Source organism: Parasedimentitalea nitratireducens (genome assembly GCF_057444295.1).
In genome coordinates this window covers 1,018,070-1,044,293 of the sequence record NZ_JBYAXC010000001.1, presented here as the reverse complement: position 1 = coordinate 1,044,293, position 26,224 = coordinate 1,018,070, and the positions used below count along the sequence as shown (strand labels likewise).

27 protein-coding genes are annotated in these 26,224 nt (G+C 55.4%); 11 read left to right on the top strand and 16 right to left on the bottom strand.

The window, feature by feature from the left end; all coding sequences use genetic code 11:
* Positions 1-65: 65 nt before the first annotated feature.
* Positions 66-1,061 (bottom strand): GlxA family transcriptional regulator, encoded by a 996-nt coding sequence (locus tag AC2T28_RS05260; protein ID WP_486747888.1) that lies wholly within the window; start codon positions 1,059-1,061, stop codon positions 66-68.
* 166 nt (positions 1,062-1,227) lie between these two features.
* Here AC2T28_RS05260 and AC2T28_RS05255 point away from each other — a divergent pair, with 166 nt between their 5' ends.
* The gene (locus tag AC2T28_RS05255) at positions 1,228-1,527 is read left to right on the top strand and encodes a DUF1294 domain-containing protein (RefSeq protein ID WP_486747887.1); all 300 of its coding nucleotides are present in this window, start codon (positions 1,228-1,230) and stop codon (positions 1,525-1,527) included.
* On the opposite strand, the gene AC2T28_RS05250 is transcribed toward AC2T28_RS05255, so the two are convergent.
* Entirely contained in the window at positions 1,507-1,959 is a 453-nt protein-coding gene (locus AC2T28_RS05250; protein ID WP_486747886.1) for a GAF domain-containing protein, read from the bottom strand. The two genes, AC2T28_RS05255 and AC2T28_RS05250, sit on opposite strands and share 21 nt — an antisense overlap.
* Before the next feature lie 88 nt (positions 1,960-2,047).
* Positions 2,048-3,220, bottom strand: coding sequence for a thiolase family protein (locus AC2T28_RS05245; RefSeq protein WP_486747885.1), 1,173 nt, complete (start codon positions 3,218-3,220; stop codon positions 2,048-2,050).
* Between the two features lie 90 nt (positions 3,221-3,310).
* Between AC2T28_RS05245 and AC2T28_RS05240 the strand changes: the two genes are divergently transcribed.
* The 3 genes from AC2T28_RS05240 to AC2T28_RS05230 all read left to right on the top strand — a co-directional run bounded on the left by AC2T28_RS05240 (position 3,311) and on the right by AC2T28_RS05230 (position 5,956).
* A complete protein-coding gene (locus AC2T28_RS05240) occupies positions 3,311-3,649 on the top strand; it encodes an STAS domain-containing protein (protein WP_486747884.1) in 339 nt (112 codons plus the stop codon).
* 42 nt (positions 3,650-3,691) lie between these two features.
* The gene (locus AC2T28_RS05235) at positions 3,692-4,129 is read left to right on the top strand and encodes an ATP-binding protein (RefSeq protein WP_486747883.1); all 438 of its coding nucleotides are present in this window, start codon (positions 3,692-3,694) and stop codon (positions 4,127-4,129) included.
* A gap of 249 nt (positions 4,130-4,378) precedes the next feature.
* Positions 4,379-5,956, top strand: coding sequence for a gamma-glutamyltransferase family protein (locus AC2T28_RS05230; RefSeq protein WP_486747882.1), 1,578 nt, complete (start codon positions 4,379-4,381; stop codon positions 5,954-5,956).
* 58 nt (positions 5,957-6,014) lie between these two features.
* Here AC2T28_RS05230 and hspQ read toward each other — a convergent pair whose 3' ends face one another.
* Complete coding sequence (hspQ, locus tag AC2T28_RS05225; protein ID WP_486747881.1) at positions 6,015-6,341, bottom strand: heat shock protein HspQ; 327 nt, start codon at positions 6,339-6,341, stop codon at positions 6,015-6,017.
* Positions 6,342-6,425: 84 nt separating this feature from the next.
* On the opposite strand from hspQ, the gene AC2T28_RS05220 reads away from it, so the two are divergent.
* Both AC2T28_RS05220 and AC2T28_RS05215 read left to right on the top strand, forming a co-directional pair.
* Entirely contained in the window at positions 6,426-7,307 is an 882-nt protein-coding gene (locus AC2T28_RS05220) for an AEC family transporter (protein ID WP_486747880.1), read from the top strand.
* 64 nt (positions 7,308-7,371) lie between these two features.
* Complete coding sequence (locus AC2T28_RS05215; RefSeq protein WP_486747879.1) at positions 7,372-7,959, top strand: transglycosylase SLT domain-containing protein; 588 nt, start codon at positions 7,372-7,374, stop codon at positions 7,957-7,959.
* 81 nt (positions 7,960-8,040) lie between these two features.
* On the opposite strand, the gene AC2T28_RS05210 is transcribed toward AC2T28_RS05215, so the two are convergent.
* The 4 genes from AC2T28_RS05210 to AC2T28_RS05195 form a co-directional block, all read right to left on the bottom strand.
* Positions 8,041-8,625 carry a LolA family protein gene (locus AC2T28_RS05210; RefSeq protein WP_486747878.1) on the bottom strand — a complete coding sequence of 195 codons (585 nt, stop codon included), beginning with the start codon at positions 8,623-8,625 and terminating at the stop codon, positions 8,041-8,043.
* A gap of 42 nt (positions 8,626-8,667) precedes the next feature.
* A complete protein-coding gene (locus tag AC2T28_RS05205) occupies positions 8,668-11,532 on the bottom strand; it encodes a DNA translocase FtsK (protein WP_486747877.1) in 2,865 nt (954 codons plus the stop codon).
* Between the two features lie 113 nt (positions 11,533-11,645).
* Positions 11,646-12,824 carry an aminotransferase class I/II-fold pyridoxal phosphate-dependent enzyme gene (locus tag AC2T28_RS05200; protein ID WP_486747876.1) on the bottom strand — a complete coding sequence of 393 codons (1,179 nt, stop codon included), beginning with the start codon at positions 12,822-12,824 and terminating at the stop codon, positions 11,646-11,648.
* Between the two features lie 110 nt (positions 12,825-12,934).
* Complete coding sequence (locus tag AC2T28_RS05195) at positions 12,935-14,263, bottom strand: amidase (RefSeq protein ID WP_486747875.1); 1,329 nt, start codon at positions 14,261-14,263, stop codon at positions 12,935-12,937.
* Positions 14,264-14,350: 87 nt separating this feature from the next.
* Here AC2T28_RS05195 and AC2T28_RS05190 point away from each other — a divergent pair, with 87 nt between their 5' ends.
* Positions 14,351-15,580 carry an FAD-dependent monooxygenase gene (locus AC2T28_RS05190; RefSeq protein WP_486747874.1) on the top strand — a complete coding sequence of 410 codons (1,230 nt, stop codon included), beginning with the start codon at positions 14,351-14,353 and terminating at the stop codon, positions 15,578-15,580.
* 23 nt (positions 15,581-15,603) lie between these two features.
* Here the strand turns inward: AC2T28_RS05190 and AC2T28_RS05185 are convergent, their stop codons facing one another.
* Genes AC2T28_RS05185 through AC2T28_RS05175 form a run of 3 tightly spaced genes read right to left on the bottom strand, consistent with a single transcriptional unit; the run spans position 15,604 to position 17,372 of the window.
* Positions 15,604-15,792, bottom strand: a complete 189-nt coding sequence (locus AC2T28_RS05185) for a Trm112 family protein (protein ID WP_486747873.1) — start codon at positions 15,790-15,792, stop codon at positions 15,604-15,606.
* Entirely contained in the window at positions 15,789-16,430 is a 642-nt protein-coding gene (locus tag AC2T28_RS05180; RefSeq protein ID WP_486747872.1) for an LON peptidase substrate-binding domain-containing protein, read from the bottom strand. Before AC2T28_RS05180 ends, AC2T28_RS05185 begins: the two co-directional genes overlap by 4 nt.
* A 27-nt stretch (positions 16,431-16,457) precedes the next feature.
* Positions 16,458-17,372 carry a tetratricopeptide repeat protein gene (locus AC2T28_RS05175; RefSeq protein ID WP_486747871.1) on the bottom strand — a complete coding sequence of 305 codons (915 nt, stop codon included), beginning with the start codon at positions 17,370-17,372 and terminating at the stop codon, positions 16,458-16,460.
* Between the two features lie 90 nt (positions 17,373-17,462).
* On the opposite strand from AC2T28_RS05175, the gene AC2T28_RS05170 reads away from it, so the two are divergent.
* Positions 17,463-17,969 carry a DUF6653 family protein gene (locus AC2T28_RS05170; RefSeq protein WP_486747870.1) on the top strand — a complete coding sequence of 169 codons (507 nt, stop codon included), beginning with the start codon at positions 17,463-17,465 and terminating at the stop codon, positions 17,967-17,969.
* 156 nt (positions 17,970-18,125) lie between these two features.
* Here the strand turns inward: AC2T28_RS05170 and AC2T28_RS05165 are convergent, their stop codons facing one another.
* Together AC2T28_RS05165 and AC2T28_RS05160 are read right to left on the bottom strand one after the other, a co-directional pair.
* Positions 18,126-18,914 carry an exodeoxyribonuclease III gene (locus AC2T28_RS05165; protein WP_486747869.1) on the bottom strand — a complete coding sequence of 263 codons (789 nt, stop codon included), beginning with the start codon at positions 18,912-18,914 and terminating at the stop codon, positions 18,126-18,128.
* A 143-nt stretch (positions 18,915-19,057) separates the two neighbouring features.
* Complete coding sequence (locus AC2T28_RS05160) at positions 19,058-20,287, bottom strand: leucine-rich repeat domain-containing protein (RefSeq protein ID WP_486747868.1); 1,230 nt, start codon at positions 20,285-20,287, stop codon at positions 19,058-19,060.
* A gap of 283 nt (positions 20,288-20,570) precedes the next feature.
* Between AC2T28_RS05160 and AC2T28_RS05155 the strand changes: the two genes are divergently transcribed.
* Positions 20,571-21,680: a TauD/TfdA family dioxygenase gene (locus AC2T28_RS05155; protein ID WP_486747867.1), complete on the top strand. Its 1,110-nt coding sequence runs from the start codon at positions 20,571-20,573 to the stop codon at positions 21,678-21,680.
* 141 nt (positions 21,681-21,821) lie between these two features.
* On the opposite strand, the gene AC2T28_RS05150 is transcribed toward AC2T28_RS05155, so the two are convergent.
* Entirely contained in the window at positions 21,822-22,508 is a 687-nt protein-coding gene (locus AC2T28_RS05150; RefSeq protein ID WP_486747866.1) for a response regulator transcription factor, read from the bottom strand.
* Positions 22,509-22,681: 173 nt separating this feature from the next.
* On the opposite strand from AC2T28_RS05150, the gene ribA reads away from it, so the two are divergent.
* Positions 22,682-23,770, top strand: coding sequence for a GTP cyclohydrolase II (gene ribA / locus AC2T28_RS05145; RefSeq protein ID WP_486747865.1), 1,089 nt, complete (start codon positions 22,682-22,684; stop codon positions 23,768-23,770).
* A complete protein-coding gene (locus AC2T28_RS05140; RefSeq protein WP_486747864.1) occupies positions 23,767-24,270 on the top strand; it encodes a L,D-transpeptidase family protein in 504 nt (167 codons plus the stop codon). The genes ribA and AC2T28_RS05140 overlap by 4 nt, the downstream gene beginning before the upstream one ends.
* Here the strand turns inward: AC2T28_RS05140 and AC2T28_RS05135 are convergent.
* Entirely contained in the window at positions 24,267-24,917 is a 651-nt protein-coding gene (locus AC2T28_RS05135; protein WP_486747863.1) for a YggS family pyridoxal phosphate-dependent enzyme, read from the bottom strand. The two genes, AC2T28_RS05140 and AC2T28_RS05135, sit on opposite strands and share 4 nt — an antisense overlap.
* A gap of 104 nt (positions 24,918-25,021) precedes the next feature.
* Positions 25,022-25,993, bottom strand: a complete 972-nt coding sequence (locus AC2T28_RS05130) for a porin (protein ID WP_486747862.1) — start codon at positions 25,991-25,993, stop codon at positions 25,022-25,024.
* Positions 25,994-26,224 lie beyond the last annotated feature (231 nt).

Sequence of the window (26,224 nt, the reverse complement as noted above, 5' to 3'; positions counted from 1 at the left end):
AATTTTGCCTCAGCCTGACATGCCTGCGTGACAGAAAATGTATCATTTCCGCCAGATTTTGACGATTATTCTCCGCTTGCGTTTTCCGCAGTTCGCCGGCGTTTGCGCACGGTCAGCGGTGTCATGCCAAACTGCGCTTTGTACTGCCCAGAAAAACCGCTGGGAAAGCCGCAAGCCAGCCCAATTTCCTGCACGCTCAGACTGGTGTTTAGCAGCAGGTTGTTGGCCTTGCTCAGTCGCATTTCACGATAGAACCCATTGGGCGTTGTAGCAAAACTGGTCTTGAACTTGCGTTCCAGCGAGCGGGCGGAAATGCCAACCTGCGCCACCAGATCGGAAATTGGCAGCGGATCTTCGACGTTCTCTTGCATCAGCCGGATGCACAGGTCGAGATCACGGTCACCCGTGGCTGCTCCGCGCGCACCTCCAAACGGCTGACGGGTTGAAAAGTCGCGGATGTTGTCATGCAACAGCACGTTGGCCACCGTCACCAGCGACGCAGCTGAGATATGCCGCCCCATCAGCGCCAGCACCACGTCCACGGTTGCGCCCATCCCCGCACAGGTTACCACTTGGCCATCCTCGCTAGCCAGTGCAGTGCCTGCCTCAAACACCCCTCCCCGCTCACGCAGCAGGGCCGAATTTTCCCAATGGGTGGACAGGTGCATCGCCTTGTCCCCTCGATCCTGGATGTAACGGCTGGCGGCCTCGGCCAAGAGCAACACCTGCGCCCCGCGATAGGTATAAGCCGAGATTAGCCCCGGCAGCGAAAGTGCCGGGGTGTCGGGATCGCTGTTGCCAATCACAAACGCATAATTGGCCGTAGGCTTGTCCACAAAGGGCTCGGAGTTGACAAAGGCCTCGCAACGGCTCTCGATCATACCGCCCTTGGTGGATCGGTAGGTCCAGGCAAATGGTGGCTGGGCCGCAATCCGGTTGGCAATGCGCAGGGCGTCGACAATGGCCGCAACCTCAAGCAGGACAAAGCCATCTGACACGATGATATCGAACTGGATCTGTATGTTGTCTGGCGTTGCGCCGACATCTGAGGGGCTGGTCATGAAGCAAGTCCTAGAACAACATTGATGAAATCCGCAAGGCCCGTCACACAACAACAGGCGGGGCCCGCTCTCGCAACCCGGCGGAATAGGTGGGTAAAAGATGCTATGGTCTAAGCAATTGCTTCAACCCTATTAGGGGCCAACCCAAAGTCAGGAGTGTATAGTGATGTTTGGTTCCCCATGGCAGATTGCCGTTATCTACCTGCTTTTGATCAACGTCTTGTCTGTACTTCTCTTTGCACTCGACAAACACCGGGCCAAAGCCCAATTATGGCGCATTCCTGAGAAAACACTCCTGCTCTCGGCCCTGTTCGGCGGCACCCCGGGAGCCTATTGGGCGCGCAAAAGGTTTCGGCACAAGACCCGAAAGCAACCCTTTTCAAAGCTGCTTCACGGGGTTGCTGTCTTGCAGCTACTGGTCATGGCAGGGGCTGCCTGGTTGGTTTTATCTGGCGAATACGGATGACAGGATTGTTGTCAAAGCGTCAACATCTTCCTGAGTAAAGGCATCCGGCAAGTTGCTGTCGATGTCGAACACTCCAATCACTTCGCCCGAGCCATCAAACACCGGCAGCACCAGTTCCGAGCGGGTTGAGCTGGCGCAGGCGATATGGCCAGGGAAGGCATCAACATCGGCAACTCGCTGCGCATCTCTGGTCCGCGCCGCCGCGCCACAGACCCCACGAGAGAATGGAATTTGTAAGCAGCCGTGCCCGCCTTGATAAGGACCAATCTTCAGCAACTCCGGCTCCGTGACACGGTAGAATCCAGTCCAGTCGAAACGATCGTCTGAATGATGTACTTCGCAGGCGACTGTGGCCATCAGCGCAACAGTATCGTGCTCGCCCTCGGTCAGAGAAGAGATGGTTTTAGCGAGTGTTGGGTAGTCGATAGTCATAATAACACCTTAGGAGGGACGAAGGGGGCCAGCCCCCTCTTGGCCCAGGGGCCACTTCACCCCCGGGATGTTTTTGGCCAGATGAAGATCAGACCCGTTCGATTGCAATTGCGGTGCCTTCGCCGCCGCCGATGCAGATGGCAGCAACCCCGCGTTTCAGACCGCGTTTCTCCAATGCGTTCAACAACGTGACCATGATGCGCGCCCCCGAGGCACCAATGGGGTGACCCAGCGCACAGGCACCGCCGTTGACGTTGACGATATCCCGAGACAGTCCCATTTCCCGCATAAACGCCATCGGCACCACCGCAAAGGCTTCGTTCACTTCCCACAGGTCCACATCGTCCTTGGACCAGCCGATCTGATCAAGCAGTTTTTTTGCCGCCGGAACCGGAGCGGTTGTAAACAAGCCGGGTGCCTGAGCGTGGCTCGCATGGCCTAGGACCCGCGCGCGGACGGTAAGACCTTGCTGTTCTGCAGCCTCGGCTGAAGCCAGAACCAGAGCCGCTGCACCATCAGAAATCGACGATGCATTGGCGGCGGTCACTGTGCCGTCTTTGCGAAAGGCAGGTTTGAGGGTTGGGATTTTGTCTGGACGGGCCGACTTTGGCTGTTCGTCGGAATCGGACACAACATCACCCTTGCGGGCCTTCACTGTAACTGCAGCGATTTCACCGTCAAAGGCGTTGCTCTCTTGTGCTTCAAGCGCATTCGACAGAGAGCGCAGGGCAAATTCGTCCTGTTCTTCGCGGGTAAACTGGTATGTCTCGGCGCAGTCTTCAGCAAAGGTGCCCATCAGGCGCCCTTTGTCATAGGCATCTTCGAGCCCATCGAGGAACATGTGGTCGATCACCTGATTATGGCCGATTCGCGCGCCGCAGCGCATTTTGGGCAACAGATAGGGGGCATTGGTCATGCTCTCCATCCCGCCGGCGATCATCGTATCGGCGTGGCCCAGCGCGATCTGGTCAAAAGCCATCATCGCCGCCTTCATACCGGACCCACACATTTTGTTGAGCGTGGTAGCAGGAACCTCCTCGCCCAGGCCCGCCGCAAACCCGGCCTGTCGCGCTGGTGCCTGTCCCTGCCCGGCTGGCAGCACACAGCCCATCAGAACCTCATCAACGGTCGATGCCCCTGCTCCATCAAGCGCTGCGCGGATCGCAACACCGCCTAGTTCAACGGCTGCAACACCATCAAACATGCCCTGGAAACCGCCCATAGGTGTCCGCGCCGCGCCTGCAATCACAACATTTTTCATCTTTAACACTCCCTTGTTAAAGTCTTGCATACTAAATGGTAACGATTGCGGTCTAGTCTGCAGTGAAACAAAACCACTCGGGGAAATACCATGAGTCTGACCAGCACCATGACCGACAGTGCACAGATTGTGACGGTTAACGCCGAACGCATTGATGCGGCCATTGCAATTCAGTTCAAAGAAGACATGCGCAGCGAAACCGAAAGCGGCGCGGATCGTGTGATTTTAGATCTGTCAGAAGTGAAGTTCATCGATTCCAGCGGACTGGGTGCAATCGTCGCCGCAATGAAGCAACTGGGAAACAGCCGTAAGCTGGATCTTGCTGGGCTATCGCCAATGGTCGACAAGGTGTTTCGCCTGACCCGCATGGATACTGTTTTTGACCTTTATGGTTCGCTACACGAAGCCACCACTGCCAATAACTCTTGATAGATACATTTGTAGGCGCTTGTTGCGCGGAGTAAGTTCCAGATGGTCGATTCCTTTGCCTGCACGTTCCTAGCTACGGAACTAGATGCCCGCAGTGGTATCGGTTCTGTTGTGGAGCGGTTGCGGACCATGGGGCTCCCCGAAGCCCGCACCAACGAAGTTCAGATTGCCCTCTCCGAAGCTGTGAACAACGTGGTGGAACATGCCTATGCTGGCGTGTCCCCTGGGGATGTGCATATACGCTGCGACCTGAACAACACCCAGCTGCGGGTCAACATCCATGACGCCGGGCTGCCATTACCAGATGAGCGATTGCCCGCAGGCAAGCCCGCCAATCTGTCTGTCCCTACCGAGGATCTCCCCGAAGGTGGCTTTGGCTGGTTTCTTATCCGGGAACTGACAAGCGACATTCAGTACGAACGCCGACGTGGCAACAACCAACTGTCACTTTGTTTTGAAATTGAAGGCGGTATTGCTTAACCTCCTCGGGCGCCACAAAACCGCCCCAAAAATGACCAACCGACGCCCAAAGCCTGTGCAATATGTTTACATGTAGCTGCTCAAAGCTTCCCTCGGCGCCGCGTTAAACAGCCCCCACCCTTTTCGCGACGCCGGGGATATCTCCCCTAAACCAAATGTTTTGCCGCAAGACGTGCAACTGCGTGGTTTATGGATTGCCTTCCCCTGCTCAGCTTCTAGTCTTCGGCCAATCATAAGCTGGAGAGACGTATGCGAGACTTTCAAATTCCTGGCCGCTCGGCGGTTTATGCAGAAAATGGTATTTGCGCGACCTCGCACCCGCTCGCAGCCGGAGCCGCCATCGACATTTTGAAACGTGGTGGAAATGCAATGGATGCAGCCATTGCCGGGGCAGTTCTGCTTGGGATTTGCGAACCTCAGATGACCGGTATCGGCGGTGACTGCTTTGTGCTGTACTCGCGTGCTGGCAGCAACGAGATCCAGGCTTATAACGGTTCAGGCCGCGCGCCAGCGGCTGCAAATGCCGCAGTGTTGCGTGAGCAAGGGCTTCAATCCGTTCCTGAAGAAAGTCCACATGCGGTGACTATTCCCGGCGCGATTGATGCCTTCTGCCACCTGTCCGAAACCGAGGGAAAATTGGGTCTGGATGCTATTTTGGCCCCCGCGATTCATTATGCCGATGCCGGGGTTCCAGTTGCTCCGCGTGTGGCATTTGATTGGGCCAATGACGACAGCCACCTGCAAGGGTCTGCCAGACGTGACTATTTATTCGATGGCCGCCCCCCACAAGTTGGTCAGATGTTCCGGTCACCGAGTCAAGCCGAGGTCTTGCGTCGCATTGCGCGCGATGGTCGCGATGCCTTTTACACCGGAGAAGTGGCCGAGGATATGCTGGGCGCGTTGACGTCGCGGGGCGGCCTACACACGGCTGACGATTTTGTTCAAACCTGTGGCCTGGCAACCACCCCTGTCAGCGGCGATTATCAAGGTATCGAGCTGGTCGAGCATCCACCAAACGGTCAGGGTGCCACCGCTATTTTGATGCTAAACATCCTGAAACATTTCGATATTGCAGCCATGGATCCGGTCGGTGCAGAGCGTGCCCATATCGAGGCCGAGGCCGCCAAGCTGGCATATGACGCACGTAATCGCTTTATTGCCGACCCCAACCACATGGCACGGCTTGAACATATGTTGGCACCAGAAACCGCTGCCAAACTGGCAGCGCTGATTGATCCAGCGCGGGCTATGGCAGCCGCAGCGCCAATTAGCGAGTCGGTGCACAAGGACACGGTTTACATCACCGTCGTCGACAAAAACCGGATGGCAGTGTCGCTGATTTATTCCATTTTCCGCGGCTTCGGATCGGGCATCGGGTCGGAAAAATTTGGCATTCTGCTGCAAAACCGCGGATCCGGATTTACTCTAGAGCAGGGGCACCCGAATGAGTTGGGTGGCAGCAAACGTCCAATGCATACCATCATTCCCGGCATGCTACGTCAGAACGGTCGGGTGATGATGCCTTTTGGCGTCATGGGCGGGGCTTATCAGCCCAATGGCCATGCGCGTTTTCTGTCCAACCTGACCGATTTTGACATGGAACTGCAGACTGCGATGAACACGCCGCGCGCCTTTAGCGACAATGGTGTGCTGAAGATCGAACGCGGCTATTCAAACGAGGTGCGTCAGCAGCTTGCCGATTGGGGCCATACTGTCGAAATCCCACCAACAGCCATCGGCGGGTCACAAGCTATTCGCATCCGGGAAGACGGTGTTTTGGAAGGTGCCAGCGATCCGCGCAAGGATGGCTGTGCCTTGGGATACTAACGCCAGATAGCAGTGTAGGGTGCGTGCTTGCACGCACCATTCGCGCGGCGGTGATGGATCAGTTCAGTTGAAAATGCAGCGGGTAGGTTCCGTCCGAAAACGGGCCGAACATGTCTGGAATATCCGGATGGTCAACCGGCTCGCCTGAATAATCAGCTACCAGATTCTGCTCAGACACATAGGCCACATAGTAGCTTTTGTCGTTCTCAGCCAACAGGTGATAAAACGGCTGCTCTTTCGAGGGCCGGCTTTCCTCAGGAATGGCCTGATACCATTCATCTGTATTGGTGAATTCTGGATCAACGTCGAACACCACACCTCGAAACGGATGCTTCTTGTGGCGGACCACTTGTCCCAGATGATATTTCGCGCGTGTTCGTAACATAGTATTGCTGCCCCTATGTCTTATTTGTACCCAATAACGTAGGACTTTGTCCAACGAATGGCAGGAATTTCAGGGAAACAGTCTGTGGACCTTTTTACGACAGTGCTCGAAATCGTAGCACCGGTGTTCATGCTTGCGGCCCTTGGCTTTATTTGGGTCAAACTCGGATTTGAATATCGGCTCCAGTTTGTCACCCGCCTTGGCATAACGCTCGCCGTTCCCTGCTTGGTCTTTACCGCTCTAATGAAGACCGATCTGGACAAAAGCACATTAGGTGTATTCCTGCTCGCAAGCGTGGTCGGCTATGCTCTGATCGCTCTGGCTGGCCTCCTGTTGATACGATTTTCTGGACTGGACCAGCGCACCTATTTGGCTCCGCTCATCTTTGGCAACACCGGAAACCTGGGGTTACCGCTGGCCCTGTTTGCCTTTGGCGAGACCGGTCTGGGCTATGCCGTCATTGTCTTGGCGGTGACTTCTGTCTTGTCGTTTACCGTAGGGATCTACTTGGTCGCCGGTAAGGGGGCTGGCAGCAAGGTCATCAAGGAACCGCTTGTCTGGGCAAGCCTGCTGGGCGCCCTGTTCCTGTGGCAAGATTGGCAAACCCCACGATTTCTGACCAATGCGCTGGATCTTGTTGGTCAGATGGCAATCCCGCTGATGTTGATCACACTTGGGGTTGCTGTCGCGCGCATGTCTCCGGGCAAATTAGCGCGCGCCCTGGTGTTGTCGCTGCTGAAACTGTTGGCTTGCGCCGCAATTGCAGTGGGACTTGGCATCTTTTGGGGATTAGGCCATGTGGCCTTTGGCGTCTTGGTGCTCCAGTTGGCAACTCCCGTAGGGGTCTCCTCCTATCTGCTGGCAGAAAAGTTCAAAACCGATTCCGAGGCGGTGGCCGGATTGGTCATGGTCTCAACCCTGATATCCGTGGTGTCCTTGCCGCTATTGTTGGCGGTCTTGTTGTAAAAGTGAATTTATCCACAGAGTAATTTCTGGTACAGTTTGCCAAAAAATAAGAAGGCAGAGGCAAATGAGCAGAATCGTTAGCGCCCTGATCGCGTTGTTGATCATGGCATCCTGTGGCGGTGGCCATAAATCCCCCCCGCGCAATTTGGATAATGCATGCAGCATCATCAATCAGAAACCCGAGTACCTAAAAGCATTTCGTGCAGCCGAACGACGCTGGGGTGTGCCGGTCCATGTGCAGATGGCTACCATCTATCAGGAAAGCCGCTACAAGGCAGACGCACGTACGCCGCATAAGTATGCCTTGGGCATCATTCCAATGGGTCGTGTCTCCAGCGCCTATGGCTATTCCCAAGCACTGGATGGAACCTGGGACGAATACCAGCGCGAGGCCGGACGTCGCAGCTCTAAGCGCAACCGGATCAACCATGCCAGTGATTTCATCGGCTGGTATATGAACAAGACCAAAGAGCGAAATGGTATTGCTCTAACGGATGCCCGCAACCAGTACCTCGCTTATCACGAAGGTCACACCGGGTACTCCCGTGGTAGCTATCGCTCCAAATCATGGTTGGTGCGCGTAGCTGGCGAAGTCGACGCGCGCGCAGCTATGTACCAGCGCCAACTGGCCAACTGCCGCAAGTTCAACTGAGCTTGCTCATAAACTGAAGGCCGCCTGACCTTTTCAATGGTCTGGTGGCCTTTAACTTATCGGCATCTATCAAATCTGACGCTATTGGTTGTTGACTGACGTGCTGAATAATTTGGACGGCAGCTTCATACCGGTCTCCATTGCCCCAAGAATTACCGTGGTACGACCTCCAGCGTCATCGTGCACAACCCATTTTCGGAGCTGTACCGGATCGCTGGTGAACATCAGCTCGATACTGCCATACTCGGGGTTTTCCGGATCCTGGGTCTGGATGATGGTTGTGGTCCCATCAAACTTGTGCCCGACCACCATATTGGCCTGAGTCAAATCGACTTTCCTGGCTAGGATCACCGACAGGGGCGTGCGCTTAAGAGGGTAGGTCTCGGGTGGTTGATTTGATTTGGGATCGAAAATCACCACTGACCCGGCACCTGCAACAACAGTTCCTTGATCCGGGGGATTATACTCGAACCGCATTCTTCCGGGTCGGTGAATGTACAGATTGCCCGTGGACACGCTGTCATCGTCATTGATCTGGCTAAATCTGGCCTTGGCTGTTTTAATGCCATTCAAATAACCCGAAACTTCGTTCAGGCTCAGCTTCTCGGCGGCCCATGCGCCGGGGGCGCATACAGTCAGCGCTAAGGCAAATGCAATTTGTTTCATACAACCTACATAAGCCCTGTGCGCTGAATGTGAAGGGGCGTGTTATTGCTGCTCTGGTATCAGAATTTCCCTTTTACCAACATGGTTTGCAGGCGAAACAAGGCCTTCGTCTTCCATCTGCTCGACCAATCTCGCGGCTTTGTTATAGCCGATGGCGAGTTTCCGCTGGATGTACGAGGTCGAACACTTGCGATCCTGAATGACAACTTGCACGGCTGAGTCATACAGCGCGTCTTCGCCGTTGGTGTTGCCGCCGGTCAGGCCAAGCACAGCGTCGATATTGCTTGCTTTATCCTCGTCCGGGCCTTCCAGAACGTTGCTCATGTATTCCGGCGGACCAAAGGCCTTGAGGTGGTTTACCACTTCTTCGACTTCTTCATCTGAACAGAACGGACCATGACAACGGGTAATCTTGGCACCACCCGCCATATAAAGCATGTCACCCATACCCAGCAGCTGTTCAGCACCCATTTCACCCAGAATGGTGCGGCTATCGATTTTCGAGGTCACCTGGAACGAAATCCGGGTTGGGAAGTTGGCCTTGATGGTACCGGTGATCACGTCAACCGATGGACGCTGTGTGGCCATGATCAGGTGGATCCCAGAGGCCCGCGCCATCTGTGCCAAACGTTGAATACAGGCTTCGATCTCTTTGCCCGCCACCATCATCAGGTCGGCCATCTCGTCAACGATCACAACGATATAGGGCAAAAGCTCGGGTGCGAACTCTTCAGTTTCGAACACTGGTTCGCCGGTGTCATCGTCAAACCCGGTTTGCACGGTGCGACTGAACATTTCGCCTTTGTCCAAAGCTTCGCGTACACGGCCATTGTAGCCTTCGATGTTGCGCACACCCATCTTGGACATCTTACGATAGCGCTCTTCCATCTCTCCGACGGTCCACTTCAGCGCAACAACCGCCTTTTTGGGGTCGGTCACAACGGGCGACAGCAAATGCGGAATGCCATCGTAAACCGACAATTCCAGCATTTTGGGGTCGATCATGATCATCCGGCATTCGGCCGGTGTTAGCTTATACAGCAGCGACAGGATCATGGTGTTGATCGCAACCGATTTACCGGAACCGGTAGTACCCGCAATCAGCAGGTGAGGCATCTTGGCCAAGTTGGCCACAACCGAGTCACCGCCAATGTCCTTACCCAACGCCAGAGGCAGGCTCATCGTGCTATCGCCGAAATCACGCGAGGCAAGAATTTCGCGCAGAACAACTTTTTCGCGCTTTTCATTTGGCAGTTCGATACCAATGACCGAACGACCGGGCACGGTCGAAACACGGGCAGACAAGGCCGACATGGAACGGGCAATGTCATCGGCCAGACCAATCACGCGGCTGGCTTTCAAACCCGGCGCGGGCTCCAGTTCGTACATGGTAACAACAGGACCGGGACGAACCGACAGGATCTCTCCTTTGACGCCATAGTCATCCAGAACATGCTCCAGCATGCGGGCGTTTTCTTCCAGCGCTTCGTCGCTCAGGTGATGGCGCTCGATGCTATCCGCACTGGCCAACAAGTTCAGAGGCGGCAGTTCGAACCCATTATCTCTATCTTCAAAAGCCAGCCCTGGTTGGGCTTCGGCAATGGCACGGGTCGACGGTATTACAGGTTTTAGAACCGGCTGTTCGACCACAGACTTGCGGGGCTCTGCAATTGGCAGATCCATTGGCGCACTTGGCATGGTGCTCTGTGGCTGAGGTGCGTCAGTCTTCATAGCAGCAGGCGAGGGCTCCATCATTGGCGCCTGCGGTGCAGCCATAGGTGATTGCGCTGTCATAGGTGGTTCAGGAGGCAACCCGTCCAACGGCGATTGCGGATTAAACACCAGCGGATCAGGGCGACGGCCACGTCCTTTGGTCAGAGGAAGGTTGGGGTCCTGTTCAGGGGAAAGGTCAGCGGCACGGCGTTCACGCACAGCGTCGGCAATCTTGGCCGAGATCCGATCATCGCCCGGCAAATCATCCAGCTCCACAGTCGAGTGCTGCTCAACCAGCTCGGGTTCCGGCAGAGGCTCGGAACGACGGATCAGGGCGGGCATCCGCGACAGCAACCCACCACGTTCGGGGGCGGGCTCTTCAACCACCTCTACTTCGGGCGCAGAGGCTGGAACCTTGCCGTAACCGTCCATGCTTTCGATGACCTGCGATTCTTCACCTGCTTCGGGCAAAGCAGCCATACGTTCGGCGCGTTGGGCGCGATAGTTCATCGCCGCGTGCAAACCGCCGGTTGCCCCACGCCCAAGTAGGGTAGCAAGCGCGCCATAGGTCATTATTATGGCAACGAAAACCCAGCGAAGCACATTTCTCATCTGCTCTCGAGAAAACCCCAAAGCAAAACTGCCCAAGGCCAATAGTCCTATAGCAGTGGTAAGGGACAGCAATTTGACCGCAAACTGTAAACCTACAGGAGCCACAGTCATCAAGGTTAGCAGTCCACCAAGGAAGGTATAACCAACCATGCCTCCATAGCCAGAAACATGGTTTGCCTGCCATTCAGCGGTGGCGTTTAGAGTTTCCAAGTGAAGCGAGTTCAACAGCAACCAAGGTACAAACATTAGCAAAGGCCAGAACACACGATCTTCACCCAAATGGAACGCAAACCGAATGCCCCATACCAACGTAAAGGCCGGAACGCACCAAGCGGCTTTACCTAGCACAGTGTCCAGAACAGCAGCTATTGTCGCGCCAGACAGTCCCATCCAGTTTTGCACGGGCGCGTCAGTAGACACCCACCAATTTGGGTCTTCCGGCGTATAAGAACCGATCATTGCAGCTGTCATCAGACCAAAAATGATCAGCAAAATGCCAATCAGCTCCTTGCCCCGTTTTTCGATAGCTGCCTGCATATTGCTGTCTAACAGCGGATCGCGATTGCGTGTTTGAAATGCCATGACTACCTCGGTTCCTCATTTGGGCCGTTGCCTGCTATTGGTGCAGATCTTGTGCCCGGTCTTTTGTTCTGGCGAAGCGGCTGCAAATGCCTGCGCAGCCGCTTTGCTGTTGTTTAGTACAGACAGTCGCGCAATTGGGTCAGCGCTGTCAGTGTTTCATCTTTGGATGCGACCAGCGCGACCCGGATATATCCTTTGCCCGGGTTCTGGTCGCCAACGCCATTGGCCAGATAGGCCCCGGGCAGAACCCGGACACCAGTTTGCTTCCACAGCTTCATCGTGGCCTCTTCGCCGTCGTCAACGGGCAACCACAGGAAAAAGCCAGCTTCGGGAGAGTTGTAGCCCGGCATTCCGGCAAAAACCTGATCGGCAACTTCGTATTTTTCTATGTATAGTGCACGATTTTCTACCACATGTGCCTCGTCCGACCAAACGCGGGCGGCAGCGGCCTGCAGGGGCAGTGGCAAAGGTGCACCAGAATAGCTGCGCAACAACTTGAGCTGCTCCATGTTTTTGGGGCCCGTAGCGATCAGTCCAGACCGCAGACCTGGCAGGTTCGATCGCTTGGACAGCGAGTTGAACAGAACCACGCGCTCGGGGTCAGCACCAAGTTCTTGGGCCACAGTCAGCGCGCCAACCGGAGCTTCGCCACGGTAGATTTCCGAGTAACACTCATCGGCGAAAATCTTGAAGTCATAGCGCTCGGCCAACTGGATCAGCTGCACCCAATAGTCACGGCTTGCGACCGCGCCCTGAGGGTTGGCAGGCGAACAGACATAAGCAACGGTGGTACGGTTCAGCACGTCCTCAGACAGGCTGGCATAGTCCGGCAGGTGGCCAGTTTCATCCGTTGCCGGAACAAAAACAGTTTCAGCCGCAACCGAAATCGCCGCAACCATGTAGACCTGATAAAACGGGTTAGGGACCAAAACGACGGGTTTCTGGCCGTTCTTCTGCTCGGGGCACAGCGCCATGGCCGCGTTGTACAGGCCTTCGCGGGTGCCGTTCAGGTTCATCACTTGCGTGTCTTTGTCCATCGCCACGCCATAACGACGCTGGATCCAATCGCTGATTGCAGCGCGCAGATCGTCCGAACCTTCGTTGGGTGGATAGACGTTAAATCCAGCGGCATTTTCAGAGATAATTTCCGTAACCCACTGAGGAAACTTGTGTTTTGGCTCACCAATAGTGAGCTGAACCACGTCGCCGCCTGGCGTGTGGTGGTCCAATAGCGCCCGCAAACGCGGAAACGCATAAGCCGGAAGGTTCGAAAACCGCTCGGGAAAATTCATCTTCTATGCCTCAAAGTTCGGGATCGTTTTCGCCCCGGTTATCCAAAAGATACAGGGGCAGTGGTAATAGGTCTAGCCGCTGGCGTGCAGGCTGTTGATAAATGTGGCTTTCAGGCCAAGGCCCTTTCGATTGCTGAACCGATACGCAACAGGGCCTCTTCGCGGTCTGGCTGGCCCAAAACCTGCAATCCGCAGCTTGGCGTGCCCGTTGGCAGCGACAATCCGCACAGCCCCATCAAGTTGCCAACCCGTGTGTTGCGCAGGGCCATCAGATTGGCGTGAACGTAATAGTCATCGTCCGTCAGCAACCGCTGCATGTTCGGCGGTAGAATAGGTGACGTCGGGGACAGTACCGCATCAAAGCCAGACGTTGCATGATCCCAAATCATCCGGGTCTGTTCCAGCTTGGCCCATGCCGCCACGTAGTCGGTGCCCAGCACTGATCCACCAGCACGGAAACGCTCCAGAATGGCTGGGAACATCAAATCAGGCGAGGCTTCGATCACTTCCTTCCACAGCCCATAGGCCTCGGCCGTGAACAGTACGCCGCTTAGCGCCATCGCCTCGGCTAGTTCGAGAACTTCGAGCGGGACAATCTCGGCTCCGGCATCTCGCAGACGATTCAGCGCCGAATCATGTGCCGCGCGCACGGTGTCATCCAGATCATCCTGAACAATGGTTTGAAGGTCCGCAAACCGGCGTCCTTTGAGGTTGGCGCCACGCAGATCTGCGGCTGGATCGCCTTCGAGTACCCCAAGGAATAGAGCTGCATCTTCGACAGTTCGGGCAAGGGGGCCTACAGTGTCGAATTTCAAGCACAACGGCACCACACCTTCGAGGCTGACGCGGCCAGAGGTGGTTTTCAGCCCGACCAGATCATTCCAGGCCGACGGAATGCGGACCGAGCCGCCGGTGTCTGACCCAATACCGCAGGCAGCAAGGCCAAAGGCAACCGACGTGGCTGCGCCAGATGATGAACCACCGGGCACAGCTTCGGCATCGTTGATGCAGGGTGGGGTCTCTTTCACAGGGTTCAGCCCCAGCCCCGAGAATGCCAGTTCGCTCATGTGAGTTTTGCCCAGACAAACGGTGCCCATAGCGGTGGCATTGCGTAGCACAAGCGCGTCCTGACCTGGCACCCGATTCAGCAATAGATCCGACCCCGACTCGGTGCCGGTCCCAGCAGTGTCGAACAGATCTTTCCAACTGATTGGTACCCCATCCAACAACGAACGGCGTTGGCCAGCGCGGGCGCGCTCAGACGCCGCCGTAGCCTCGGCCAAGGCCCGATCATGGGTGACGCGCGCATAGATTCGATCGCGCATCGGATGGGCATCAATAGCATCCAGATAGGTGCTGGTCAGTTCCAGCGGGTCAATCTCACCCGCACCAATCCCACGGCCCAAATCCGCCGCGCTCATTTCCAACCAATCCGACATTCCAAATGCGCTCCCCTTGATGTTAAAGCGACGGTAGCGACACCGCTGCCCATGGACAATCCCGAACACAAGCGCATAGTGCACCGCATGAAAAATACATCCGATATTCTGATCGTTGGCGGTGGGTTGAACGGCCCAACACTGGCGCTGGCGCTGGCACAAACCGGCTTCTCGGTCACCGTGATTGACGCGCTGCCACAGGCTCAGTTGCAGGACGAAGAATTCGACGGTCGCGGCTATGCATTGGCGCTGGCATCACAGCGGCTGCTGCAACAGGTTGGTGTCTGGCAGCATGTCGGCGAAGAAAACGCCCAGCCGATGCTGGAAATCAAGGTCACCGACGGTCACGCCGGGCAGGGACCATCCCCGTTCTTTATGCATTTTGACCATGCCGAAATCGAAGACGGCCCCATGGGATATATGGTCGAAGATCGCTATCTGCGCCGCGCCCTGATTACCGCAATGGGAGCTGAACCCAAGATCACCATGATCAACCAGCGCCGGGTCGAAGCACAGGATGTGGATGTTAGCGGCGTCACCGTGACTCTGGACGGCGGCGATACACTGCGCGGTCGTTTGCTGGTTGGTTCGGATGGTCGCAAAAGCGGCACAGCCCAACGCGCTGGCATCAAGCGAAGTGGTTGGGAATACGGCCAAACCGCGCTGGTCTGCGCAATCGAACACGAAAAGCCGCATCACGGCATCGCACATCAATTCTTTATGCCACACGGACCACTAGCGATCCTGCCGCTGCCAGGAAACCGGTCATCCATCGTCTGGAGCGAGCGCACTGACACAGCTGCCGCGATCCATGCACTGGATGATGTGGATTACATCAAAGCTTTACGCCCCCGGTTTGGCGACTTTCTGGGTGATATCAAGCTGGCCGGAAAACGGTTCACCTATCCGCTAAACCTGACCATCGCCAATTCATTCATTGGCGACCACTTGGCGCTGGTTGGCGATGCTGCACACGGAATGCACCCCATCGCTGGGCAAGGTCTGAACGCCGGACTGCGTGATGTGGGCGCGCTAGCAGAGGTACTGACCGAAGCAAACCGCCGGGGTGAGGATTTCACCTCGTCTCTTGTACTGCGGCGCTATCAGGAATGGCGCCGTTTCGACACGGCGACGCTGGCAGCAGCAACGGATGTGTTCAATCGACTGTTCTCAAACGACAACCCAGTGCTGCGTTTGGGACGGGATATCGGCATGGGAATTGTCGGAGCATTGCCCGGCCTGCGACGCGGGTTTGTACGCGAGGCTGCCGGGCTGACCGGAGACCTACCCAAGCTGTTACAGGGCAAGCGAATCTAAAATTCGATCAGCGGCAGGCGTGCTCAGTCCAGTACGCGGGCTTCATCAACCAACATAACCGGAATACCATTGCGGATCGGGAAAGCCAGCCCAGCTGCCTTTGAAACAAGCTCCTGCTCATCCGCGTGGTATTCCAGAACCATTTGGGTCTGTGGGCAAACCAACGCCTCGAGCATGTGGCGATCAAAAACAGGTTTCTGTGGCTCGTTCATTGCAGCATTTCCTCGGTTGAACCGCCAAGCAGGGCAAATTCGATCAGGGTCGTCAGGGTTTGGCGTCTTGTCGCAAGACCCGGCGCCTCGAGCAAGGCTTGTTTGTCCTCAGGCTCAAAATCCAGCATCATCGACAGTGAATTGATCAGCAATTCATCATCGGCATCCTTCAACGCCTCCCAATCGGTCGAAAGACTACGCGACATAAAAAATCGCTCAAGCAGATCAAGGAACTCTGGCCGATCAAATCGGTTATCTGCCTCGACCTTCCCCAGATCTCGGTCAAACCCATCCCAGCACACTTCGCATTTGCGATATGGCGTGAAACCGTTTGTTTCCTGTTCAATCCGAAAACGCGAAACACCTGAAAGCGTGATCAGATATCGCCCATCCTCAGTTTCTGAAAACTGAGTGACGCGCCCGGCACAGCCAACATCGTGAAGCTCTTCGTCGCTGTTTTGCCCCGGGCAAGGCTGCACCATGCCAATCAAACGCTGCGGCGTTTTCAACGTGTCCTCGAGCATCTGCAGATAACGCGGCTCAAAAACATGCAAAGGAAGCCTGGACCGGGGCAACAAAAGCGCCCCGGGGAGTGGGAACACGGGGACCGTGTCCGGTAGGTCAGCGGCTAAGATCATTGGATTGAGATTAGCCCTTCGCCAGCATTAGGCAAATATCATCGAACTCAATTTACGGCGACCGTTAAGCACAATCGGATCTTCTGGCTTAAGCGCATCAAAAACCGTAAACAGCTGAGCTTTGGCTGCACCGTCATTCCATTCACGGTCGCGGCGGAACAGCTCCAGCAATTCAGCAACAGCAGCCTCGGCTTCCCCGGCAGCATGGAGCGCCTGGGCTAGGTCAAACCGAGCTTGATGATTGGCCGGGTCCGCATCAACCGCGTTGCGCAGTTCAGCTACCGGACCCGCATTTTCAGCCTGACGTGCCAATTCAATCTGCGCTCTGACCGCTTCGATTTCTGGGGTATCAGCAATCTCAGCCGGGGCACCATTCAACACCGCCTCGGCTTGATCAGCATCATCCTGTGCCAGATGCGCACGTGCCAACCCCGCATAAGCCGCTGCGTTTTTGTCATCTTCACCGATAACCGCCGCAAAAATCTGCGCAGCATCTTCGGCCTCACCCTCGGCCAACATGGTTTCAGCAGCCTCCAGCGCCTCGCCCAGGCCTCCGTCAGCGGAACCGCCACCGGCTTCAACAACCTTTGCAACAAAAGCGTCAATCTCAGAAGGAGGTAGCGCGCCCTGGAATCCGTCAATCGGCTGTCCCTGATAAAACGCAAAAACCGCTGGGATCGACTGAACCCGCATCTGCTGGGCAATCATCTGATTTTCATCGACGTTGACCTTGGCCATCGTTACCGCACCCTTTGCACGGGTTACCGCAGCCTCAAGCGCCGGGCCCAGTGTTTTGCACGGGCCACACCAGGGCGCCCAGAAATCCACAATCACCGGGGCATTCTGTGATGCCTCAACCACATCCTGCATAAAGGTCGCTTCTGAAACGTCCTTTATCAAATCTGCTGCCGGAGCTTCGGCGCCACCAATAATATCCATCATAACCTTGTTCTCCACTTGGAACTTGCCCCCTATATGAAAGCTGCAGCACCAGAAACCAAGAGAGGAGTTGACCAATTGACCCGAACCAGGATGGATATTTTCGCGCTTTCCGAGCGGATGATGGCAATGGACGAGGCCACATGGGCCCGGCATGCCAATCCGCTGAGCGTTTACAGCCGCATGTCGATCCTGCCGCTGATGTCACTAGCCGTGATCAGCCGGATCTGGCTGGGATGGTATGCACTTGTACCAGTTGCCCTGGTCATTCTCTGGACCTGGTGGAACCCACGCGCCTTTGGACCGCCCAAAACAACCGACAGCTGGTCTGCACACGGGACATTTGGGGAAAGGGTATTCTTGAACCGAAAGAACATCCCGATCCCAGATCATCATACACGATGGGCCGTCGCCCTAGGGGTCGTATCTGGTGTTGGCGCTATTCCGTGGATCTATGGGCTCTGGGCGCTCGATTACGGAGTGGTGTTTTTTGGCCTATCTCTGATGATCGGAGGCAAGCTGTGGTTTGTCGACCGGATGGTTTGGTTGTACCAGGACATGAAAGACACCGATCAGGCCTATAGCAACTGGCAACGCTGAACGGACCTGTAACCACACATCGTTAACGTCTAGGACTGCTCCCCAAACGCTCCCGCGCCTGCAGGTCTTTCGGCTACGCCGAGTGACCTTGGCAGCCTTGGGACCGGCGCCGCGCAAAGCGCGGCGCCGGGCGGGCGCCCCCCCGGTTAAAGCTCTTTACAGATCGAAGCTGGCGAAAACCGGGGCGTGGTCACTGGGTTTTTCCCAACCGCGTGCATCGCGCAGAACGCGGCTGGAATTGCCGGCCGACGAGATGTCAGATGTGGCCCAAACGTGGTCAAGGCGGCGGCCTTTGTCGGCTGCGTCCCAATCCTTGGCGCGGTAAGACCACCAGCTGTACAGCAATCCCTCCGGAATATCCTGACGAGTCACATCTACCCAATTCCCGGCGTCCTGCACCTGCGCCAAGTGTTCGATCTCAACCGGCGTGTGGCTAACGATCTTGAGCATCTTCTTATGGTCCCAGACGTCATCGGCACGCGGGGCAATGTTCAGATCACCCACGAGAATGGCCTTTTCCGGTGTTTCCTTGTGGAACCAATCTCGCATATCGGTCAGGTAATCGAGCTTCTGGCCAAACTTCTCGTTGATCTCGCGATCAGGTTTGTCACCACCCGCAGGCACATAGAAATTATGAATGGTCACGCCGTTTTCTAGCCGCCCGGCAACGTGACGGGCATGATCTAAGCCCGCGAACTGCTGGCTTCCTGCGTCCTCGATCGGTAGTCGCGACAGAATCGCAACGCCGTTGTAGCCCTTTTGACCACGGGCAACCATGTGGCGGTAACCCAGCTCAGCAAAACCATCCAACGGGATCTTGTCCACTGGGCTTTTGCATTCCTGCAGGCACAAAACATCCGGCCCTTGTTCAGCCAAGAGTTTCAGCACCAAAGGTTCCCGCAGGCGGACCGAGTTGATGTTCCAAGTGGCTAGGCTAAAGGACATATGCGTCTTTCCTGTTCTAAATTCTTAAGCAGCCGGGCTGCGCGATGATGCTGACTTTGTTCCTATCCCGATTTGCACAAAACAGGAACACCCAGCATTGATTATCTGGTGACTGGCGCCGATGCCAACCAGCCTAACTGCAACTAGTCATCTATGACCCGCACGCCTTGCTCACGTAATTTGGCAACTGGACCGGGTTGCAGGGGTTTATGCCCATTGCTGGCACTTACCATTCCCAGCGTGGACAGACCCACAAGCGGCGTCAAGTCGGTCACGCTCGTACCGTCCATATACAGGCGCTTCAAACTAACAAGAGAACTGAACCACGGGATCTCTGTCACCTTGCTACCAGAAATATGCAACTCGGTAAGAGAGGTGAAATACTCAACCGGCTTCAACCAGGAAACATTCGTATTTTGCAACCCCAAGTAATTCAGAGAGGTATTGTTCTTGAAAGCTAGGATCGAATCGATGGCAGTGTTGCCGATATCCAGAGTGACTAAACTATCGAGATGGATAAGCGAACGAACTCGTGTAACCCGTGTGCCGCCAAGATAAAGCGTTTGTAAGTTGGGGAGTTCTGAAATCGGTTCCACATTTTGTACCTGAGTGCCTGCCAACCCAAGCTTTTGCAACTGCGTCATCCCAGCAACGGCCGAAATATCGCTGACCGGTGTGTTACTCAGAGTAAGGGTTTGCAGCTCCGTCATATCGGCCAGCGGTGACAAATCCGATACCATGGTGTCATCAAGACTGAGTTTCTTTAACCCCTTCATTTCAGAAAGCGGTGATATGTCAGATACTTGGGTGTTATTGAGCCCAAGCTTGCGTAGACCCGTCAGTCCGGCAAGTGGTGACAGGTCCGAAACCGGATTAAACCACAGGTTCAGCTCTTGTAGTTGCGTCATTTCAGACAAGAAGGACAGGTCTTTGACCGAGGTATTAGCCAGTGACAGAACACGCAGCCCTGTCAGGCTTGCAATCAGCTCTTTGTCCAGAACGGCAACAGATCCCAGGTCCAGCACTTTCAGATTTGGCAACTGAGCCAGAACAGAAATATCGTTGAGCGCAGGCCCTTCACGATCGCAAAAAATTCTACCGGGTGTACAATATTGCGATCCCAATACAATTTCCCGCAGGTGCTTTGAGTTAGCCAGCGACGGCGGCAAATACTGCAGGTCTTTTACTCGCCCTAGGTCCAGTTTTGGATACCCCGAGGCCGCATTTTCTGAAATTTTCTGCTCTGCCAATTGGTATGCTGCCATCTCGGCCTGGGACTGAGCCACCGCTGGCGAGACCAGGCCGAAGCACAACAAACCGGACCAAATCACTTGATAGAATTTCTGTAGCATCGCGCTTCCTTTTGTTGCCAAGTGCACCCTGCCCATTCGAACTGCGCGATACCAGCCTCAAATGGTCTGGCGACGTATTTTGCGAACCCTGTGAAAATTTCTTGCGATTTTTCAAATTCCTGCTCAAGTGGCCCTGTCTCAAGGTGAGAAGAATCGGAATTCACACATGCCTGTTGTGTTGGGGCGCCGCCCCGGACACCCTTATAAAAAGGCCTTTGATTGGTGGCCTCCGCCGCAGTCCGCACCGCAGGGCTGAGGCCCTGACCGTGATTCCCTAAACACATTCCACTTTGGAGATATCCAAATGAGCAACGCATCTTTGCGTCACGATACTGCTATGGTCCACATTGACTGGCAGGACGGCACCAGTGCCGATTTCCCTTACATCTGGCTGCGCGACAACGATCCGGCAGCCTTTCACCCGCAAACTCAGGAACGGACTGGCGATCTGACCGCCCTTACCCTTGATGTTGCCCCAGTCAAAATCGAAGCTGATGACAAAACCCTGACAATCTTGTGGGCTGGTGACGATACCATCAGCGCCTTCGATATGGACTGGTTACGCACGCGCAGCCCCGGTCAACGGGCACATGACTCGGCTTATACCGGTTTTGAAATCTGGCGTAGCCCACTTGGAGCTTCTGGAGTTCCTCGGGCCGAGGCCAGCGACGTCCTGCAATCGGATGCAGCCCTGCGTGATTGGCTGGTGGACACCCAAAGAATTGGGTTTTCCATTGTCGAAGGTCTCGCTGACAGCACAGAGGCAGGCATGGATGTCGCACGTCGCATCGGGTTCCTGCGCGAAACCAATTTTGGCCGCACATTTGAGGTGCAGTCAAAACCCAACCCTAACAATCTGGCCTATACCTCGGTTGCACTGCCACTGCACACCGATCTGACCAATCAGGAATTACCGCCCGGTTTCCAGTTTCTACATTGCCTAGCCAACGAAGCGCAGGGCGGCGGCTCGCTGTTCTGTGACGGCTATGCCATTGCGCATGACCTGCGAGAGACGGATCCAGAAGCATTTGAACTGCTCTCTACGATCTCAGTTCCATTCCGGTTTCATGATGAAGATACCGACATCCGAAGCCGTAAAAAGGTGATCAATCTGGACGAAGATGGTCAAGTCATCGAAGTTTGCTTTAACGCGCATATTGCTGATGTGCTGGATTTGGAGCCAACTTTAATGGTGCGCTACTACCGTGCCTATCGCCAATTCATGATCATGACCCGTGATCCTGCCTATTTGGTGACACTCAAGCTCAAAGCTGGTGAAATGGTAGTCTTTGACAACCGTCGGGTTCTGCACGGGCGCGAGGCCTTTGATCCGCAAACAGGGTTTCGTCACCTGCATGGATGCTACGTAGATCGTGGTGAGTTTGAAAGCCGCCTGCGCGTTCTAAATCGCTAAGGTCAAAACAAAAAAAGGCCGGGCACTAGGCCCGGCCAAGTCCAACAGGGAGGTGCATATCGTAACCCGGATATGCGCGGGGTCTGTTAATTAATAAGTATGTCTACATTTGCCTTTTTAAACACCTCGACACGAAAATTGTCAGGCAACCAGCCGATATCCGCCGGATTCTGTTACCAATAGCCGTGCATTTGATGGATCTGGCTCAATTTTCTGCCGCAAACGATAGATATGTGTTTCCAGCGTGTGGGTTGTGACACCCGCGTTGTAGCCCCAAACCTCGTGCAGCAGCACCTCGCGCGCCACCACACCATCGTTCGAGCGGTACAGGAACTTGAGTATGTTGGTCTCTTTCTCGGTCAGACGAATCTTGCGATCGTCCTCGGTCATCAAAACTTTCATCGCCGGTTTGAAAGTATACGGGCCAAGCGCAAAAACCGCATCTTCCGACTGTTCATGCTGACGCAACTGGGCGCGGATCCGGGCTAACAGAACTGGGAACTTGAACGGCTTAGAGACATAGTCATTGGCACCAGCGTCGAGACCAAGAATGGTATCGGCGTCGCTGTCATGGCCAGTGAGCATCAGAATTGGGGCTTTAACGCCCTGTTTACGCATCAGGCGGCACAACTCACGGCCATCGGTATCCGGTAGGCCAACGTCCAGAATGATCAGATCATACAGCGCTTCCTTGGCACGCTCCATCGCGCCTTGGCCGTTGTCCGCCTCGAACACGTCAAAGTCTTCGGTCATCACCAGCTGCTCGCTTAGCGCCTCGCGCAGGTCTTCGTCATCGTCGACCAGCAGTATTTTCTTAAGTTGTGCCATCGGGAAACCCTCCTGTCCTGTTGTCTCACACATGAGTGCCGCAAACCGAAACAGCAAGATATGCTGCAACCCTCTCACGCGCACGTGTACCCTGCGCGGGAATTGTTTCACTTTCCTTGTAATTGGGCATAGGTAAAGCCTGTTTATGTTTCACCACAGGTCGAGAAACGCTGATGAGTCTGATGCCCTCAATGATCGAGCTGCTGGCCCGAGCCCGAGTTGATCTGCGTATGGGATTGCCGGTGGTGCTGACCGGCGATGGCGGTGCCGTCCTAGCGATAGCAGCCGAATGCCTGACCCCTCAGCGGCTGGCAGATCTGCGAGGCTTAGGAGCGGTGTCACTGGCGCTAACCGCTCGCAGAGCTGAAACGCTCAAAGCTCGGGTTTATGACGGTGACATCGCGCGCATTTCCTTACCCAGCAGTGCAGACCTTGAATGGGTTCAGGCGCTTGCAGATCCAGCGGATGATCTAAATTCCCCCATGAAGGGGCCATTTAACTGTTTACGCGATGGAGATACCGAGCTTCACCGACTTGCAATTGCACTGGTGAAATCTGCCCGCCTGCTGCCCGCTGCCCTATTGGTTTCAATCGATAAGGCAAAGCTTTTCGCTGGTGACCATGGTCTGACCCTGATCGACCGAACTGCCGCTGAACCTTTGTTGGACCAGAGTTCACCATTGCATCCCGTTGCGGCTGCGCGCCTGCCAGTGGAGGCCGCAGGCATCGGCCGGTTGCATATCTTCCGACCCGAAGACGGCAACGAAGAGCATTATGCAATCGAAATTGGCCGCCCTGACCGTAATGCACCAGTGCTTGCGCGGCTGCATTCGGCCTGTTTCACCGGCGATGTCCTGGGATCTTTGAAATGTGACTGCGGCCCACAACTGCGTGGCGCTTTGGCCCAAATGGGTGCCGAGGGTTCGGGCGTGTTGCTCTATCTGAACCAAGAAGGTCGCGGTATCGGCCTAGCCAATAAAATGCGCGCTTATTCACTACAAGATCAAGGGTTTGACACAGTTGAGGCCAATCATCGACTGGGCTTTGAGGACGATGAACGCGATTTTCGCATTGGTTCCGAAATCCTGAGCAAACTGGGTTTTGGCCAAGTCAGGCTGCTGACCAACAACCCAAAAAAGATCGCCATGATGGAACATACAGGTATCAAGGTAACTGAGCGGGTGCCGCTGCAAGTTGGAGAAAACACCTTTAACCGTGACTATCTGGCGACCAAGGCACGTAAATCGGGGCACATGCTGTGAGCCCAGCTGATCTGGTTCTAACCCCACGTGGGATACGGTTTGCTGGACGCTTTTTGCCCTGTTCGATTGGCAAATGTGGGATCTCAGCAGCCAAATGCGAAGGTGACGGGGCCACGCCTGTGGGCATCCATCATATCGTCGGGATGCTGTATCGCCCCGACCGTCTCCCTTGCCCGGCAGACTGGGCCGAGCCCATTGGCCCCGGTGATCTGTGGTCGGATGATGTAAAAGACATCGCCTATAACCAACATGTCCGAGCGCCTTACGGGTTCAGCCACGAGAAACTGCGCCGTAGTGATCCGCTGTATGATCTGGTTCTGATATTGGATTGGAACTGGCCCAACGCGCAGCCGGGCCAGGGATCCGCCATATTCATTCACCAATGGCGACGCCCCGGTTATCCAACCGAGGGCTGCATCGCTTTTAGCCGATCAGACCTGCATTGGCTGGCAACCCAGGTTCAGCCCGGAACAAGGGTTATTGTCCCGGAATTAGGTTAGTAGCCTCGTGCCCCAAAAATAGCGGACCCAACCCGCACATGGGTCGCTCCCAGCGCAATCGCCTTTTCGAAATCACTGCTCATTCCCATCGACAGGCCTTCTAGCCCGTTGCGCTTGGCAATCTTGGCAAGCAGGGCAAAATGCAGTGCGGCCTCCTCATCAACCGGCGGGATGCACATCAAACCTTTGATCGGCAGATCCAAAGCCCTGCATTCCGTGATAAAGTCATCGGCCTCGGCTGGCATGATCCCGGCTTTTTGCTCTTCCTCGCCTGTATTCACCTGAATGAACAGATCCGGGCAATGCCCCAGTTCCTGCGCCAGCCGTGCCAGATTTTTCGCCAGTTTGGGACGGTCAACCGCGTGAATGGCGTGACACAGTTCCATCGCCTGGCGCGCCTTGTTGGTTTGCAGCGGGCCGATCAGATGCAGATCAACACCATCATATTGCTGCATAAAGTCAGGCCACTTGCCCGCCGCCTCTTGCACCCGGTTTTCACCAAAACACCGATAGCCCTGCTCTAGTACCGCCGCGACCCGCTCGTTTGGCTGCACCTTGGACACCGCGATCAGTGTTACCGAGCCCGGCTCACGTCCGGCTTCAGCTTCGGCTTTGGCAATGCGGGATTTGATTTCATCCAGTGACATTTCGGCCCTCATATCTGTTTGGGGCAGACAAACACTGTTTATGCACAAAAGAAAAGGGCGGCCTCAGAAGAGACCGCCCAAAGAACCGTGTGGTTCAGCTCAACTTAGAAGTTGAAGCGAGCACCGAAGTCGGCACGTGTTGTGGATACACCACCAACTTTTGTGTTGCCGATACCGCCACGCAGGGAGACACCGCCGCCCAGGTCGTGGTTAACACCGATGCCGTACTGCTGTGCATCGCCTGTACCGGAGCCGTCACCGTAGGTGAAGCCAATGGTTGTAGCCGAAGATACGTCGTAAGCACCCGAAACACCGTAGAAAGTGTCGCCAGTTGCAACGGAACCAGTAGTTTCGTCACCAACCATCAGAGTACCAGTGAATGCACCCCAGGAACCGCCCAGTGTCAGAACAGTCATGTCTGTTTTAACTGTGGTGTCAGTTTCACCATATGCCAGAGCAGCTGTGATGTTGCCGAATGTGTAAGCAGCGTGGATGTCCCAACGGTCGCCAGTAGTTGCAGTGGCGGTGCCACCAGCAGCTTGGTCGTAGGAAGCAGCAACTGCGAAGTCACCAGCAGCGTAACGAGCGTAAACGCCGTTCGAGCCTGCGCCACCGGACGAGTAGCCCAGGAAGCTATAGTCTACAGCAGCGTACTGACCTACGAAGTATTCCAGGCCTGGCTCTTCACCGTAGTAGTTAGGCAGGTTGTCGATCGCACCAGCAACGTTACCTACGTCAACACGCAGACCTTCGTACTCAACCGAGAAACGAGCGCCGTTCAGGCCAGCTGCGCCGGCTTCGCCGCGAGTTGTACCGCCGGAAACTTCGTCAGCCTGCAGACGAACACGAGCCGAGAAGCGTACGCCGCCGTCGGTGGTTGCATCGCCGTCGATGTTCATACGGAAACGGCTTACGATGATGGTGTCGGAAGTACCGTTAGTAGTAGCTGTACCTGCGGTACCAGCGTTTTCGCTGTACGAAATACCAAAACGGCCGTAACCGCCGAAGTTGATGTCAGCTGCTGCCATGCCTGCGGTTGCAACCAGCGCAGTAGAAGCGAAGAGAATCTTTTTCATAATCTTTTTCCCTCGGGTTTAGATTTCTCTCAAACAAGCACCAAATGGCACATGTCTGAGTACGGTCCTCGTTTCGCTCTTTTTGGGGTCTTGGTGCAAGGGGCAGGTAAAGCACCATTCTTTTCACGCTAAAGTTGGTGCAAGGATGTCACAGTATCTTAACGCTTGGCACCTGACCTGCCCTACACATAGATGCTTCTCTTAAAGAATAGACTTGTTGCAACACGATCC

What these genes read in the sequence shown, in the direction of transcription:
- hspQ (WP_486747881.1), bottom strand. Translation starts at nt 6,341, where the DNA reads ATGTTACGAACACGCGCGAAATATCATCTGGGACAAGTGGTCCGCCAC.
- AC2T28_RS05210 (WP_486747878.1), bottom strand. Translation starts at nt 8,625, where the DNA reads ATGAAACAAATTGCATTTGCCTTAGCGCTGACTGTATGCGCCCCCGGC.
- AC2T28_RS05205 (WP_486747877.1), bottom strand. Translation starts at nt 11,532, where the DNA reads ATGGCATTTCAAACACGCAATCGCGATCCGCTGTTAGACAGCAATATG.
- AC2T28_RS05190 (WP_486747874.1), top strand. Translation starts at nt 14,351, where the DNA reads ATGAAAAATACATCCGATATTCTGATCGTTGGCGGTGGGTTGAACGGC.
- AC2T28_RS05155 (WP_486747867.1), top strand. Translation starts at nt 20,571, where the DNA reads ATGAGCAACGCATCTTTGCGTCACGATACTGCTATGGTCCACATTGAC.
- AC2T28_RS05230 (WP_486747882.1), top strand. Translation starts at nt 4,379, where the DNA reads ATGCGAGACTTTCAAATTCCTGGCCGCTCGGCGGTTTATGCAGAAAAT.
- AC2T28_RS05135 (WP_486747863.1), bottom strand. Translation starts at nt 24,917, where the DNA reads ATGTCACTGGATGAAATCAAATCCCGCATTGCCAAAGCCGAAGCTGAA.
- AC2T28_RS05260 (WP_486747888.1), bottom strand. Translation starts at nt 1,061, where the DNA reads ATGACCAGCCCCTCAGATGTCGGCGCAACGCCAGACAACATACAGATC.
- AC2T28_RS05215 (WP_486747879.1), top strand. Translation starts at nt 7,372, where the DNA reads ATGAGCAGAATCGTTAGCGCCCTGATCGCGTTGTTGATCATGGCATCC.
- AC2T28_RS05250 (WP_486747886.1), bottom strand. Translation starts at nt 1,959, where the DNA reads ATGACTATCGACTACCCAACACTCGCTAAAACCATCTCTTCTCTGACC.
- AC2T28_RS05130 (WP_486747862.1), bottom strand. Translation starts at nt 25,993, where the DNA reads ATGAAAAAGATTCTCTTCGCTTCTACTGCGCTGGTTGCAACCGCAGGC.
- AC2T28_RS05245 (WP_486747885.1), bottom strand. Translation starts at nt 3,220, where the DNA reads ATGAAAAATGTTGTGATTGCAGGCGCGGCGCGGACACCTATGGGCGGT.
- AC2T28_RS05175 (WP_486747871.1), bottom strand. Translation starts at nt 17,372, where the DNA reads ATGATGGATATTATTGGTGGCGCCGAAGCTCCGGCAGCAGATTTGATA.
- AC2T28_RS05200 (WP_486747876.1), bottom strand. Translation starts at nt 12,824, where the DNA reads ATGAATTTTCCCGAGCGGTTTTCGAACCTTCCGGCTTATGCGTTTCCG.
- AC2T28_RS05180 (WP_486747872.1), bottom strand. Translation starts at nt 16,430, where the DNA reads ATGATCTTAGCCGCTGACCTACCGGACACGGTCCCCGTGTTCCCACTC.
- AC2T28_RS05185 (WP_486747873.1), bottom strand. Translation starts at nt 15,792, where the DNA reads ATGAACGAGCCACAGAAACCTGTTTTTGATCGCCACATGCTCGAGGCG.
- AC2T28_RS05235 (WP_486747883.1), top strand. Translation starts at nt 3,692, where the DNA reads ATGGTCGATTCCTTTGCCTGCACGTTCCTAGCTACGGAACTAGATGCC.
- ribA (WP_486747865.1), top strand. Translation starts at nt 22,682, where the DNA reads ATGAGTCTGATGCCCTCAATGATCGAGCTGCTGGCCCGAGCCCGAGTT.
- AC2T28_RS05170 (WP_486747870.1), top strand. Translation starts at nt 17,463, where the DNA reads ATGGATATTTTCGCGCTTTCCGAGCGGATGATGGCAATGGACGAGGCC.
- AC2T28_RS05255 (WP_486747887.1), top strand. Translation starts at nt 1,228, where the DNA reads ATGTTTGGTTCCCCATGGCAGATTGCCGTTATCTACCTGCTTTTGATC.
- AC2T28_RS05195 (WP_486747875.1), bottom strand. Translation starts at nt 14,263, where the DNA reads ATGTCGGATTGGTTGGAAATGAGCGCGGCGGATTTGGGCCGTGGGATT.
- AC2T28_RS05240 (WP_486747884.1), top strand. Translation starts at nt 3,311, where the DNA reads ATGAGTCTGACCAGCACCATGACCGACAGTGCACAGATTGTGACGGTT.
- AC2T28_RS05165 (WP_486747869.1), bottom strand. Translation starts at nt 18,914, where the DNA reads ATGTCCTTTAGCCTAGCCACTTGGAACATCAACTCGGTCCGCCTGCGG.
- AC2T28_RS05150 (WP_486747866.1), bottom strand. Translation starts at nt 22,508, where the DNA reads ATGGCACAACTTAAGAAAATACTGCTGGTCGACGATGACGAAGACCTG.